General features: G+C 73.6%; 12 protein-coding genes. 4 read left to right on the forward strand and 8 right to left on the reverse strand.

The window, feature by feature from the left end:
• Positions 1-10 precede the first annotated feature (10 nt).
• Entirely contained in the window at positions 11-1,045 is a 1,035-nt protein-coding gene (locus ACSNOA_RS02505) for a ParB/RepB/Spo0J family partition protein (RefSeq protein ID WP_436655777.1), read from the forward strand.
• Between the two features lie 1,668 nt (positions 1,046-2,713).
• Here ACSNOA_RS02505 and ACSNOA_RS02510 read toward each other — a convergent pair.
• Positions 2,714-2,890 carry a hypothetical protein gene (locus ACSNOA_RS02510; protein WP_436655779.1) on the reverse strand — a complete coding sequence of 59 codons (177 nt, stop codon included), beginning with the start codon at positions 2,888-2,890 and terminating at the stop codon, positions 2,714-2,716.
• 581 nt (positions 2,891-3,471) lie between these two features.
• On the opposite strand from ACSNOA_RS02510, the gene ACSNOA_RS02515 reads away from it, so the two are divergent.
• A complete protein-coding gene (locus ACSNOA_RS02515) occupies positions 3,472-4,446 on the forward strand; it encodes a hypothetical protein (protein ID WP_436655781.1) in 975 nt (324 codons plus the stop codon).
• A 73-nt stretch (positions 4,447-4,519) separates the two neighbouring features.
• The gene (locus ACSNOA_RS02520; protein WP_436655783.1) at positions 4,520-5,077 is read left to right on the forward strand and encodes a GNAT family N-acetyltransferase; all 558 of its coding nucleotides are present in this window, start codon (positions 4,520-4,522) and stop codon (positions 5,075-5,077) included.
• Positions 5,078-5,104: 27 nt separating this feature from the next.
• Here the strand turns inward: ACSNOA_RS02520 and ACSNOA_RS02525 are convergent, their stop codons facing one another.
• Positions 5,105-6,103, reverse strand: coding sequence for a D-alanine--D-alanine ligase family protein (locus ACSNOA_RS02525; RefSeq protein WP_436655785.1), 999 nt, complete (start codon positions 6,101-6,103; stop codon positions 5,105-5,107).
• 7 nt (positions 6,104-6,110) lie between these two features.
• Positions 6,111-7,424 carry a PLP-dependent aminotransferase family protein gene (locus ACSNOA_RS02530; protein ID WP_436655787.1) on the reverse strand — a complete coding sequence of 438 codons (1,314 nt, stop codon included), beginning with the start codon at positions 7,422-7,424 and terminating at the stop codon, positions 6,111-6,113.
• A gap of 288 nt (positions 7,425-7,712) precedes the next feature.
• Here ACSNOA_RS02530 and ACSNOA_RS02535 point away from each other — a divergent pair, with 288 nt between their 5' ends.
• On the forward strand, positions 7,713-8,378 hold the full coding sequence (locus ACSNOA_RS02535; protein ID WP_436655789.1) for a GNAT family N-acetyltransferase: 666 nt from the start codon (positions 7,713-7,715) through the stop codon (positions 8,376-8,378).
• Positions 8,379-8,400: 22 nt separating this feature from the next.
• Here ACSNOA_RS02535 and ACSNOA_RS02540 read toward each other — a convergent pair whose 3' ends face one another.
• The 5 genes from ACSNOA_RS02540 to sigM form a co-directional block, all read right to left on the reverse strand.
• Positions 8,401-9,564 carry an N-acetylmuramoyl-L-alanine amidase gene (locus ACSNOA_RS02540; protein WP_436655791.1) on the reverse strand — a complete coding sequence of 388 codons (1,164 nt, stop codon included), beginning with the start codon at positions 9,562-9,564 and terminating at the stop codon, positions 8,401-8,403.
• Positions 9,565-9,714: 150 nt separating this feature from the next.
• On the reverse strand, positions 9,715-10,038 hold the full coding sequence (gene trxA / locus ACSNOA_RS02545) for a thioredoxin (protein WP_436655793.1): 324 nt from the start codon (positions 10,036-10,038) through the stop codon (positions 9,715-9,717).
• 35 nt (positions 10,039-10,073) lie between these two features.
• Entirely contained in the window at positions 10,074-11,027 is a 954-nt protein-coding gene (gene trxB, locus ACSNOA_RS02550) for a thioredoxin-disulfide reductase (RefSeq protein ID WP_436655795.1), read from the reverse strand.
• Positions 11,028-11,208: 181 nt separating this feature from the next.
• Positions 11,209-12,264 carry a hypothetical protein gene (locus ACSNOA_RS02555; RefSeq protein WP_436655797.1) on the reverse strand — a complete coding sequence of 352 codons (1,056 nt, stop codon included), beginning with the start codon at positions 12,262-12,264 and terminating at the stop codon, positions 11,209-11,211.
• Entirely contained in the window at positions 12,261-13,091 is an 831-nt protein-coding gene (gene sigM, locus ACSNOA_RS02560) for an RNA polymerase sigma factor SigM (RefSeq protein WP_436655799.1), read from the reverse strand. Before sigM ends, ACSNOA_RS02555 begins: the two co-directional genes overlap by 4 nt.
• Positions 13,092-13,113: the final 22 nt, after the last annotated feature.

Here is a 13,113-nt window from a genome sequence, read left to right on the forward strand (position 1 = left end):
GAGGCGTGGCATGAAGAACCGTCCTCGGGGCGGCCTGGGTCGAGGTTTGGGGGCGCTCATCCCGACCGGGCCGGTGCCGGGCGCTGACCCGGGTGGGGCCGAACCGGCGGGTGGTGCGCCGGTGGACGGTGGACCGGCGACCATCGCGGCCACCGGCTCGGCGAGCCTGCCTGCGGCGGACGTGCCCGTCCCGTCGGCGGAGCCCGAGCCGACGCTGAGCCCGGTGCCGGGAGCACGGTTCGCCGAGATCCCGGTCGACACGATCGTGCCGAACCCGAAGCAGCCCCGGCAGGTCTTCGACGAGGACGCGCTGGAGGAACTGAAGACCTCGATCCGGGAGGTCGGTTTCCTTCAGCCCATCGTCGTACGCCAGCTCGACGGCGAGAAGTACGAACTCGTCATGGGCGAGCGCCGCTGGCGGGCGGCCCAGGCGGTCGGCAAGGAGAGCATCCCGGCGATCGTGCGGGACACCCGGGACGACGCGATGCTCCGGGACGCGCTGCTGGAAAACATCCACCGGGCGAACCTCAACCCGCTGGAGGAGGCCGCCGCGTACCAGCAACTGCTGGAGGAATTCGGTGCCACCCACGAGGAGCTGGCCCGCCGCATCGGCCGCAGCCGCCCGCAGATCTCGAACACCATCCGGCTGCTGAACCTCCCCGCCCAGGTGCAGCGCCGCGTGGCCGTCGGGGTGCTGTCCGCGGGGCACGCCCGCGCGCTGCTGAGCCTCGACGACGCGGATGCTCAGGAGCAGCTCGCTCTGCGGATCGTGGCCGAGGGCCTGTCGGTACGCGCCACCGAGGAGATCGTCGCTCTGGCACTGAGCGACGGCCCCGCGAAGACACCAGCCGCGAAGCGGCGCCCGAAGCCGCACGCTCCGGCACTCACGGATCTGGCCGACCGCTTGTCCGACCGCTTCGACACCCGGGTGAAGGTGGACATCGGGCGGAGCAAGGGCAAGATCACGATCGAGTTCGCCACCGTGGACGACCTGGAGCGCATCGTCGGCATCATCGGTGTCGAGAAGGAGGAGTCCGGCGACTGATCGCCCCCGAACGCTCGACGGCCGCACGCCTCCAGGGGCGTGCGGCCGTTTGTTGTACGTGCTCGGTCGGAGGTGCCGTCCGGTGTTTCGGCGGCGCGTTTCGGCTCCATCCGTCCGGGGCCGGTCCGGCTCCCGCCCCGTGCGCCGTCCCAGCCGCCCCTCCACAGCCCTCCCCGGCGACCCGTTGCCGGCGGGCCGTTGCCGGCGGCTCGTTGCGGCGGCCGGTTCCCGTCGGCCGCGTTCCCGTCGGCCCCGTTCCCGGTGCCACAAGTCCGGTGTCCGGTGTCCGGGGACCGTCCGCGTCCGCTCGCTCTCGCTGCCTCGTTCCCCGGACGCCCCGTTCCCGTCGCCCGGATGCCCCGTTCCCGGCGCACGGACACCCCGTCCGCGCGACCCTCTCCGTGCCCCTTTCCGGCCCGACCGCGGACCCGACCGCGGACCTGGCCGCAGTGGGTGCGCCGCTTGTAGCGCCGACGGTCGCGGGCTCGTTCAGTGGAGAGTGATTGGCTCCGTCCGCGTCTTCGTCTCGCGGAGCTGGCATCGGAGGCCCGTCCTCCCCGGGCCGATGGCAGCGACCACCGGACCGACACCGATCAGGTCAGTCGCCGGACGTTCAGGAGGATCGCTTGCACGACGATCGTCTGGCCCCTCGGGGTGGGGCGGTTCGGGGCACGGTTTCACGTGAAACGAGCGCGCCCTCCCGAAGCTGGCCTCCTCGGTAGCCGGCTCTGCTCGCGCGGGCGGTCCCCGACGTCGTAGGGACCGATCCGACGCCCCTGGCCGTGCGTTGTGGCGCCCGAAAGAGGTGCGGCAGGGACTGCCTGCGCGGCGCCCAGCGGGCCGCTCAGCGACACATACGGCGAATTACTCAAGGCGGTGGGAGTTCGCCATGACGGCCGCTGGAGCCATCTCCGCGCCGCCATGCGGGACCGCAGTGGCGGCGCGAACTGGCGCGGACCGAAGGCACCGGCGCGACCAAGCCGCACCGTCCGCCGGCATCACGTGTTTGGCTGGCCGGGGACGGATCGGGGCCGTCTCGTGGCCCGGCTGTGAAGACGCGCGTCGTTTCACGTGAAACTCGCCGGCCCTGCACGCGGTCGACCCGACGTCCTGCACCATTCGGTTGCGAGCGGCCCGGGGGCACCCGAGCGGCCCGGGCGGCCCGGGCACCCGGGCGGCGCCGCCTCCCGGACACCGCGGCCCGCACCACCAGAGACGCCTCTGCGTCCCCGATACCCCGTCCGAGCCGTCAAGGCGCCTCCGCGCCCCTCCACCGCCCACGCAGGAGCGGGCTGCGACTTCTTCCCGCTGCGCCCGACCTCGGCCGGCGCCAGATCGCGTGTGGCGGTGGGGGTAGACACACCGGCGCCCCGGCCTGGTGGCCGGGGCGCCGCTGGTGTCGGTGTGCAGGTCGCCTCTCGGCGAGTGGCTCGACGCGGCTCCAGCCGGACGGTATTCCGCGAAGGCAATTGGGTGAGGCCCGGGGACACTGGACACACCGACACCTCACACAACCACGGGGTCCGGACGGGTCTTCCGGACCGCCGGGTGCCCTCCGTCACACCGCACCTTCACCGCGCCGAGGAGCGCTGGCGGGTGCCGCGTCGGCACGCCGAACGCCGCCTCGCATCTCTAGCGCTAGCGCCGCCCGGCACGCCGGCAGCGGCCTCACGCCGCCCGGCGCCGGGGCGCGGCGCCCAGCACGCCGGCCGCCGCCGGCACGCCGCCCAGCGCCGCCGCGCCCCACGCGGCCCAGTACGCCGACCGCGGCCCCACGCCGCCCAGCGCCGGCGCGCGGTGCCCGCCATGCCGACCGCCGCCCCACGCCCCCCACCGCCGCCCCACGCCTCCCACCGCCGCCCCACGCCGCCCAGCGCGCCGGCCGCCGCCTCACACCGCCCAGCAGGAAGCACCCGGCGACGGACGCTGCCGGGTCCGCCCTCCGAGCCGAAAGCGTCAACAAAGGCCGCAGGAGCAGCGACAGCGAAAAAGACCGAGACTGGCGACGGGCGCGAACGGCCATCGGCCGACGAGGACCGAAGGCGACTGCCGTCGGCCCCAGGACCAGGACGCCTCACGCCTCAGCCGTTTCACGTGAAACGGCCAGCCGTCCAACCTCGTAGAGGGCGCCTGACGAGCGGGACGTTTCAAGGACAAGGCGGGCCGCCCGACGGCGTGGAAGGCCTCCAGAACGCGGCGCCGGGTACCGCCGAAGTTATCCACAGCGGTTTTCCACAGGCCCCCCTCGTTTCACGTGAAACCGCGCGTGAAACGGGGCGTTGACCTGTGGACGACGGCGCGTGTTCGGGCCGTTCCGACCCTGTGGATATCGCTGTGGCGGGCCCGGTCCACGCGTCGACCATGTCGGTGAGAAGCGATGGGTTCAGATAGGGACAGCGGTGCCGGACTCGGTTAGGGTCAGCCTCGTGCACGACACCCCTCCGGGCGTTCCGGACTTCACCCAGTGGCCCTCGTTCCCCTTCGAGGGCGACCTCCGTGTCAAGCAACTCGATGAGCCGGTCCCGGTCGAACCACCCCGCAAGGGCGAGGGCAACCGGGAGTGCACGGCTTGCGCTGCGCCGGACGAGGCGTACATCTGGGTCGGCGAGCGGTGGCGGGTGCGTGCCATGGACCGTCCCACGGGGCTGCCCATGGTCCTCATCCTCGAGTCCCGGTCGCACCTGGACCTCGGCGACCTACCGAACCTGCTCGCCGCCGAACTCGGCGTGATGACGGTACGCCTCGAGCGGGCGATCCGGTCCCTCGACGGTGTGGCCCGGGTGCACGTGAACCGCTGGGGCGACGGGTCGGCGCACCTGCACCTGTGGTTCCTCGCGCGGCCGTACGGTCGACTCCAGCTGCGCGGCACGTTCCTCTCGCTGTGGGACTCGATCCTGCCGCCGATCCCCGAGGCCCAGTGGCGAGAGAATCTCGCGCTCGTCGCGGCCTGGCTCGCCGAGTTCGGCGGGCGTCCCCTGGCCGAGCCGCCCCGCATCCAGTGGCAGGCGCCGTCGAGCTTCGCCACCTCACCGCCCTCCGGTGGCGACGCCGGTACGGAGGACGAGAAGGTCTCGGTCATCGAGGCGGCCGAGGAGACGCCCGAGGCGACGGGAACGGGTCCGGAAATCGCGGCGGCCGGGACGACCGAAAAGGCGACGGGAACACCGGAGGCGGACGGGCTCGGAGAGGCCACCGCGACGACCGACGCCGTGGTGACCGCTGCGACGGAGCCGGCACCCGAGGACGCCGAGAATCGCCTCACGAGCGACGGCCCCCGCATCCCGGCGAGTCGGAAGCCCATCGAGCCACAAGGGGCCGTGGAACGCCCGGATCGCGTCCCGGCGGCGGACGGCGCCGAGATCGGCCCGCCGGTTGCCGGCACCCACCGGCCCGCTGGCTAGCGCCCCGGTCGCCCGAGCGGTCGCCCGAAAAAAACCGGGCGGCCCCGGCGCACCATTCCACTAGGGTCGGGCGATGCCCGAGCTGATGCGGCTGTGCGCGGACCATGCTGCGGCGGTCCTGGACTTCGAGCTGGCGAACCGCGCCTACTTCGCCGCCTCGATCTCCGACCGCGGCGACGCCTTCTTCGACCGTTTCACCGAGCGGTACACCGCTCTGCTGGCCGAGCAGGAGGCCGGCATCTGCGCCTTCCACGTGCTCGTCGCCGAGGACGGCTCGGTGCTTGGGAGGTTCAACCTGGTCGACATCCGGGACCACAGCGCGGAACTCGGCTACCGGGTCGCGCGGCACGTCGCCGGCCGGGGCGTGGCGACCGCGACCGTCCGGGAACTGTGTCGACTGGCGGCGGCCCGGTACGGGCTGCGTACGCTGCGAGCGGCCACGGCCCTCGAGAATGTCGCGTCCGAGAGGGTGCTGACCAAAGCGGGGTTCGTCGCCACCGGCCCCGCCGACCCAGCGCACCTCGGCGGTAAGCCCGGCACCTGGTATCAGCGCGACCTGGTGCCGCAGCCGGACAGCGCGCTCGTGCCGGGGGACGTGCAGCCCGCCGGAGACAGGCGCGCGGACCGGTGAGCGGGACAGCCGGCCGCGAGCGGCGAACTAGAGTCGGCGTCCCGCCGCGCGGGTGACCAGCGTGCTGAGGACCTGTCCGAAATCGAGGCCCGCGGCCGACACGGCGAGCGGCAGTAGCGACGTCTCGGTCATCCCCGGCGAGACGTTGACCTCCAGCACGTGCGGCTGCCCGTCGGCGTCGACGATCATGTCGACGCGGGACAGGTCCCGCAGACCGAGGGCGGCGTGCGCGGCCAGCGCCACCTCGGCGACGGCCGCCGCCGCGTCGGCGTCGAGCCGGGCGGGGGTGTGCCAGGTGGTCCGTCCTGCGGTGTAGCGGGCGGCGTAGTCGTACACGCCGTTGCGCGGCACGATCTCCACGGCGGGCAGCGCCTGCGGCCCGTCGCCGAGGTCCACCACGGAGACCGCCACGTCCATCCCGGGCACGTACCGCTCGACGAGGGCCGTCGGGTGGTACGCGAAGCAGCCCACCATGGCGGCCGGGAGGGCCGCGGTCTCCCGGACCACGGCGGCGCCGAGGCCGGAGCCGCCCTGCGCCGGCTTCACCATGAGCGGAAGGCCGAGCCGGTCGACGATCCGGTCCAGGACGGCCACGGCGCCCAACTCGGAGAAACGGTCGTGCGGCAGGGCCACCCAGTCCGGCGTGGGGATGCCCGCCTCGCGCAGCACGGCCTTCGCCGACGGCTTGTCCCAGGCGAGCCGGGAGGCCCGCGCGTCGCATCCGACGTACGGGACGCCGCAGAGGTCGAGGACCCCGCGCAGTGACCCGTCCTCGCCGGTCGCCCCGTGCAGGGCGACGACGACGGCGTCCGGCGGGTCGACGGCGAGCGCCGGCAGCAGCGCGACGTCGGCGTCCCGGAGCTCGGCGTCCATGCCGACGGCCCGCAGCGCGTCGAGCACCCGACGGCCGGAGCGCAGCGAGACGTCCCGTTCGTAGGAGAGCCCGCCGGCGAGCACCAGCACGTGCAGGTCGTCGGTGGCGGCGGGGTCGGTCACCTCGGCGCGTCCGGCAGCGGTCGTAGCCATGCCGGAATCATGCCAAGGCGGGTCCCGGGGTGTCCGAGCCGGCCCGGCCGCGGCGGGGGCCCTCCCCGCGTACGGCGCCGAAGACCCGCCGCGTCGCGATCTCCTGCTCCATCACCCCGGCGAGCCGGCGGACGCCCTCACGGATGCGCTCCGGCGGCGGGAAGCTGAAGTTGAGGCGCATGTGGCCACCGCCGGTGCCGTCGGCGAAGAAGCCTGTCCCCGGGACGTACGCGACCCGGGCGGCGACCGCGCGCGGCATCATCGCCTTCGAGTCGAGGCCGTCGGGCAGGGTCGCCCAGACGAAGAGGCCACCGCCGGGCGTCGTCCAGGTGGTGCCCTCCGGCATCAGGTCGGCGAGGGCGTCGAGCAGCGCGTCGCGGCGCTCCCGGTAGACCTCCCGGTAGACCTTGAGCTGCTCCCGCCAGGGCATGGTGCCGAGGTACGTGGCGACGGCCGACTGGGCGTACGCGCTCGGGCAGAGGATCTGCGCCTCGCTCGCGATCACGAGCTTGTCGCGTACGGCGTGCGGCGCCAGGATCCATCCGACGCGCAGGCCCGGCGCGAAGGTCTTTGAGAACGTGCTCAGGTAGAAGACGCCGTCCCGCCGGCGGGCGCGCAGCGGGGCCGGCGCGTCGCCCTCGAACCCGAGCTGGCCGTACGGGTCGTCCTCGACGACGAGCAGCCCGGCGCGCTCGCAGATGTCGAGGACGCGTTCCCGCCGCTCCTCGGTGAGCGTCACACCGGCCGGGTTCTGGTAGGTGGGGATCGTGTAGAGGAACTTCACCCGCCGGCCGGCCCGGGACAGCTCGGCGATGGCCGCCTCGAGCGCCTCCGGGATCAGCCCGTCGTCGTCCATCGGCACGTGCACCACCTGGGCCTGGGCGGCCTGGAACACCCCGAGCGCGCCGACGTAGGTCGGGCCCTCGGCGAGCACCACGTCTCCCGGGTCGAGGAAGAGCCGGGCCACCAGGTCGAGCGCCTGCTGCCCGCCAACGGTGACCACCACGTCCTCCGGGGAGGCGCCGCAGGACGCGTCGATCCCGGAGAGGGACATCACCTCGCAGATCCGCTCGCGCAGCTCCAGGGTGCCCTGGCCGATGCCGTACTGGAGGGTGGTCGCGCCGTGCTCGGAGCCGAGCCGGCCGAGCATCTCGCCGACCGCGTCGAGCGGCAGGGCGGCGATGTAGGGGGCGCCGCCGGCCAGCGAGACGACCTCCGGACGGCTCGCCACCGCGAAGAGGGCCCGGATCTCCGAAGCCGTCATCCCGCGTACGCGCCGGGCGTACCGGTCGGTGTAGTCGTCGAGCGTCGTGCCGGTCATGACATCACCTCGATCGCTGGAGGGGGGCTCCCGTTCCGGGGCGTACCCCGGACACCGGCGACCATGGCGGCACGGGACGCCGATTTCCGATCCTAGTCGCCCCTCCCGAGGCACACGGCCGGACGTGTGGGGGCGTCCAGATGGCGGACCAGTCACCCGCAGAATGGCCGTTTGCGCGTCCCCTCCCGTACGGTCGGTTGGCGGCGTACGATCGCTCGTCGGGGGCAGGAAGGCGGCGCTGTCGTCCGTGCCGGTTTCACCACCGAGCCGATTGTGTGGGGTGCGCCAATGTCGCGACGTCTGGTCAGTCTGACCCTGGACACCCTCGAGGATCTTCCGCGTCCCTGCCGGCAGTGCGTCTACTGGGAGCTGGACCCGGTGTCGGCGGACCGCGCGTGCGCGGCCGGCGACCCGGGGCTCGAGAAGGAGGCGTGGGTCTCCCAGACGCTGCTGGAGTGGGGCTCCTGCGGCAAGCTCGCCTACGTCGACGGCATGCCGGCCGGCTTCGTCACCTACGCCCCGCCGGCCTACGTGCCCCGCTCGATGGCGTTTCCCACGTCGCCGGTGTCCGCCGACGCGGCGCTGCTCATGACCGCCAACGTGGTGCCGGCCTTCGCGGGCGGCGGGTTGGGGCGGATGCTCGTGCAGGGCGTCGCGCGGGACCTCACGAAGCGGGGGATCAAGGCGATCGAGGCGTTCGGCGACGCGAAGTTCGGTGACGCCGACGAGACGTCGCGGGGTTGTGTCGCGCCCGCCGATTTCTTCCTCTCCGTCGGTTTCAAGACGGTACGCCCGCATCCCCGGTTCCCCCGGCTGCGGCTCGAGCTGCGGACGGCGTTGAGCTGGAAGTCCGACGTCGAGTACGCGCTGGAGAAGCTGCTCGGGTCCATGAGCCCGGAGAGCCTGTTGCGGCCGGTGCGTCCCGCTCCGGCGACCCGGTCCACCGGCAGCTGAGACCGGCCGGGCCGGAGCCGGCTCAGTCCAGGACCGTGCCGGCCGCCACCACGGCCCGGAGCTCGCTGACGTCGATCGAGCCGGTCGGCACGTCCCGCTCGATGGGGAAGTACATCCGCTGGACGGCGGCCACGATGGCGTCGACGATCCGCTCCCGGAAGAGAGGATCGACGAGCCGGCCACGGTCGGCCGGTGAGGTGAGGTAGCCGACCTCGACCCGGACCGCCGGCATGCGGGTCAGCCGGAGCAGGTCCCACGCCTTGGCGTGCGTACGGCAGTCCCGCAGCCCGGTACGCGCCACGATCTCCCGCTGCACGAGCCCGGCGAGCCGCTCCCCGGTCGCCGAGGTCACCCCGTTGTCGGTGCCGTAGTGGTAGGTCGCCACCCCGTCGGCGGCGGGATTGGCGTGCCCGTCCAGGTGCAGGGAGATGAACACGTCGGCGCCGAGCGCGTTGGCGAGCTGCGCGCGGTCGGTGTCCGGCAGGCACTCGCCCGGCGCGGGACCACGGGTGAGCTGCACCCGCACGCCCGAGGCGGCGAGCCGTCCCTCCAGACGGCTGGCCAGGTCGTGCACGAGATCAGCCTCGTTCCAGCGCAGTGGCCCGTCGGGCACCACGACACCGGAGTCGGTGCCGCCGTGGCCGGGGTCGATGACCACCGTCCGGCCGACGAGCGTGGGACCGGACTGCCGGATCGCGTCGGACTCGCGCAGCCACTGGGGGCGGCCACCCACCACCTTCCGGCCCAACCGGCGCAGCGCGTTCATGGTGTGCGGCCCGCAGGAGCCGTCCGGGGTCAGCCCCACCTCCCGCTGGAACTGGGCGACCGCCCGGGACGTACGGATGCCGTAGATGGCGTCCGCCCGGCCCACGTCGTACCCCATCTCCAGCAGGCGTTCCTGGAGCGACCGGACGTCCTCGCCGGTGAGCGGCTCGGGCACCGCGTGGTAGAGGGTGCGCGCCCCGAGCCGCCAGCGGGCGGCCTCCAAGGCCCGCCACGTCTCGGCGCCGACCCGGCCGTCCACGCTGAGACCGCGTGACTGCTGGAACGCCCGCACCGCCCGCTCGGTCGCGGTGTCGAACTCGTCACCCTGCGGTTCGGTGGACGCGAGCAGGTCGAGCCCGGTCAGCACCGTACGGATCTCCGTGACGGCGGGTCCGCGGTCACCGGGACGGATCGGACGCACGCACGACCCCCTCTGCACGGATGCTGGCTGGCCGGGCGGCCCGTGCTTGAGGTTATGCGCTCCGGAACGGCGACGTGGCTCGGCCGCCGAAAAACGCGGCCCCGCACCCGGTTGCGCCAGGTGCGGGGCCGCGTTTTTCGGCGGTGCAGGTCAGAGTGCAGATTCGATGAGCTTGACGAGGTCGCCCTTCGGCTTCGCGCCCGCGATGGACTGCACCGGCTCGCCGTTCTTGAACACGGTGAGCGTCGGCACGGACATGATCCGGTAGGTCCGGGCGGTCTCCGGGTTCTCGTCGATGTTCAGCTTGACGATGGTGACCCGGTCACCCATCTCGCCGGCGATCTCCTCGAGCAGCGGCGACACCTTGCGGCACGGCCCGCACCACTCGGCCCAGAAGTCCACCAGCACCGGCTTGTCTGACTTCAGTACGTCGGCGGCGAAGCTCGCGTCGGTGACCGCCTTGGTCGTTCCCACTATCTGACCCTCCTCCGGGTGTGTTTCCTCGTTGTTCAGCCCGTGATCGTGGCGATGAAGCGCTCGGCGTCGAGAGCGGCCGCGCACCCCGTGCCGGCGGCCGTGATGGCCTGCCGGTAGGTGTGGTCGACCAGGTCACCGGCGGCGAAGACACCGGGCACGCTGGTGCGGGTGCTGGGCGCCTCGACCTTCACGTACCCCTCGGCGTCGAGTTCCACCTGGCCCCGGAAGAGCTCGCTGCGCGGGTCGTGGCCGATCGCGACGAAGACGCCGGTCACGTCGAGCACCTTGGTCTCGCCGGTGTGCACGTTGCGGAGGCGGACGCCGGAGACCTTGCCGTCGGCGCCGAGGACCTCCTCGACCACGCTGTTCCACTCGACCTTGATCTTGTCGTTGCTCAGCGCGCGGTCCGCCATGATCTTGCTGGCCCGGAACGAGTCGCGCCGGTGGACGATGGTCACCGAGTCGGCGAAACGGGTCAGGAAGCTGGCCTCCTCCATCGCGGAGTCACCACCGCCAACGACGACGATGTGCTGGTTGCGGAAGAAGAAGCCGTCACACGTGGCACAGGACGACACGCCGTGGCCCAGGTACTCCTGCTCGCCGGGCACACCGAGCGGCCGCCAGGCGGAGCCCGTGGAGAGGATCACGGCGCGGGCCTTGTAGGCGGTCTCGCCGACCCAGACGGTGCTCGCGGCGTTCGAGCCGATGTCGCCGGTGTCCACCAGCTCGACGCGGGTGACGTCGTCGGTCAGGAACTCGGCACCGAACCGCTCGGCCTGCTTGCGCATGTTGTCCATCAGCTCCGGCCCGAGGATGCCGTCGGCGAAGCCGGGAAAGTTCTCCACCTCGGTCGTCGTCATCAGCGCGCCGCCTGACTGCACGCCCTCGATGATCAGCGGCTTCAGGTTGGCGCGCGCGGCGTAGACCGCGGCCGTGTAGCCGGCCGGCCCGGAGCCGATGATGATCAGGTTGCGGACCTCGTCCACTGCCGTCTCCCGAGTTGTGTGTGTTTCGGCGCCGGCGCGCACCGACGCCGATCCCGTGCCGACGCCTGGAGGGGTGCCGGCAGCTACTACCAGAACGTCATCGTACGAACCGGGAATTCCCGAGCCGGGCGTCCGGTGGGTCACGTCACGCGTGCGCTCAAACGGCCGGCCGCCGCGGGTTTCACCCTACCCGTGTGCGGTAGCGCGTGTCTGCGCCGGAGCCCGGCACGCCGCACTCCGGGCCGCTCACCCACGCCCACCGGGCACCCGTCTCGTCGGTGAACCGGAGAACGAGCGCCTGCTCGCCCTGGAAGGACGCGTAGTCGACCAGCTCGACCACGAGCGGGCCGGCGCGGTGCTCGGCCGCGACCTCGCGCAGGCACGTGGCGAGCGCCGCCTGGTCCGTGAGCCGGGCGAGCCGGTCCCGTCCGTCCGGTGCCGGAAGGCGGTCGCCCTGGCTGCCGGCGTCGCTTCCCGGAGCGGCGGGCGCCGGGCTGTCGCCGCGCTCCGACTTCATGATGGTGGGAACCTCGCCGAGGGTCCGCGGTGTGTAGTCCAGGCCGCTGTGCGCCGGTGGGCCGATCGTCCGCGCCGGGTCGGCGGCGCTGGCGGCCTCGGGAGCGCTTGCCGGCTGGTCCATGGCGGTGCCGGCGGCCCCGCCGTCGGTCCGGTCGCCGAGCAGCTGATTGACGCCGAGCCCGACGGCCGCCACGGACACCGCGGCCAGCGCCACGGGACCGGCGATCCGGGTCCAGCGCCGCCGCCGGCGGCCGGGCCCGGTGGGCGCGCCCGGCTCCGATCGGGGTACGCCGTCGCCCGGCCGCCGCCGACCCGGGCCGCCCTGCGCGGGTACGAGTGGCGTGCCGTTTCCGGCCGTTCCGGTCTCCGGCTCGGTGGCGTCGGCCGGCCCCGCGATCGCCCCGTCCGACACCGGCTCGTCCCCGGATCCGGTGCCCCGGTCCGCCGGGTCGCCGACGGGCGCCGGCAGCGCGGCCAGGGCGGCGGTGATCCGGTCGGCGACCGCCGGCGGAATCTCCTCGACCGGCTCGGCCCAACGGCCCAGGTCCGCCTGCACGGCGGCCACCGCCGGCGCCAGCCGGTCGTACGCCTCGGCCCACGCGCTGTCCTCGGCGACCAGCCGGGCGACTGTCTCCTGCTCCGGCGTCCCGTCCAGTGCGCCGCCGACGAAGTCGGCGAGCAGGTCCTCGTCGACCTCTCGGAACCCACCGGCCGTCACGTGTCCTCCTGGTTGGCGTCCCGCCGGGATCGCCCCGGCCCTGATCCGACGCCCTCCGGGGGACGCGGGTTCCCGGAGGTGACCGGGGGCACGTCGCCCACCGCGGCTCCCGCCGCCACGGCGGGCCTCGACGCCTCGGCGCCCGGACGCGTGTCTCCGGCGACCGGGAGCGCGTCCGTGGGGGTCGGGCGCGTGTCTGCCGGGGTGGGACGCAGATGGCCCAGCAGCACCGCCAGCCGGGCCCGGCCCCGGGCACACCGGCTCTTCACCGTCCCCTCGGCCACACCGAGCATCCGGGCCACCTCGGCGACCGGGTAGCCCTGCAGGTCCACGAGGACGAGCGCGGCGCGCTGTTCCACCGGCAGCGCCGCGAGGGCGTCCCGGACGACCAGCGCCGTGTCGTGGTCGTGCGCCGGGGCGGCCGGCTCGACGCCACCCGTGGCCGACCCGCTGTCGGTGCGTACGCCGTCGGGCAGCGGCACCGTGGGATGGGCCTGTCGCCGGCGGATCCGGTCGAGGCAGGCGTTGACCACGATGCGGTGCAGCCAGGTGGTGACCGCCGAGTCGCCGCGGAACCGGCCTGCGGCCCGGTGTGCCGAGAGCAGGGCGTCCTGGAGGGCGTCCGCGGCCTCCTCCCGGTCGCCCATGGTCCGCAGGGCCACCGCCCACAGGCGGTCCCGGTGCCGGTGGAAGAGCTCGGCGAAGGCGTCGCGGTCACCGGCGACGTGCGCGTGCAGCAGCGCGAGGTCGCTCACCGGGTCGTCGGGCGCGGCCTGTCCCGGCGTGCCGGCCGGAAGCCGGCCCGTCCGGGTGTCGCGCTCGTCCATCACCACGTCCGGCGGAGGCGGT

Origin of the sequence: Micromonospora sp. URMC 103, from assembly GCF_051386435.1 — a bacterium.
Lineage (GTDB): Bacteria > Actinomycetota > Actinomycetes > Mycobacteriales > Micromonosporaceae > Micromonospora.

Bases quoted from the DNA above. Each gene is read 5' to 3' on its own strand.
- ACSNOA_RS02525 (WP_436655785.1), bottom strand. From the start codon at position 6,103: ATGGCTACGACCGCTGCCGGACGCGCCGAGGTGACCGACCCCGCCGCC.
- ACSNOA_RS02520 (WP_436655783.1), top strand. From the start codon at position 4,520: ATGCCCGAGCTGATGCGGCTGTGCGCGGACCATGCTGCGGCGGTCCTG.
- ACSNOA_RS02530 (WP_436655787.1), bottom strand. From the start codon at position 7,424: ATGACCGGCACGACGCTCGACGACTACACCGACCGGTACGCCCGGCGC.
- sigM (WP_436655799.1), bottom strand. From the start codon at position 13,091: ATGGACGAGCGCGACACCCGGACGGGCCGGCTTCCGGCCGGCACGCCG.
- ACSNOA_RS02535 (WP_436655789.1), top strand. From the start codon at position 7,713: ATGTCGCGACGTCTGGTCAGTCTGACCCTGGACACCCTCGAGGATCTT.
- ACSNOA_RS02505 (WP_436655777.1), top strand. From the start codon at position 11: ATGAAGAACCGTCCTCGGGGCGGCCTGGGTCGAGGTTTGGGGGCGCTC.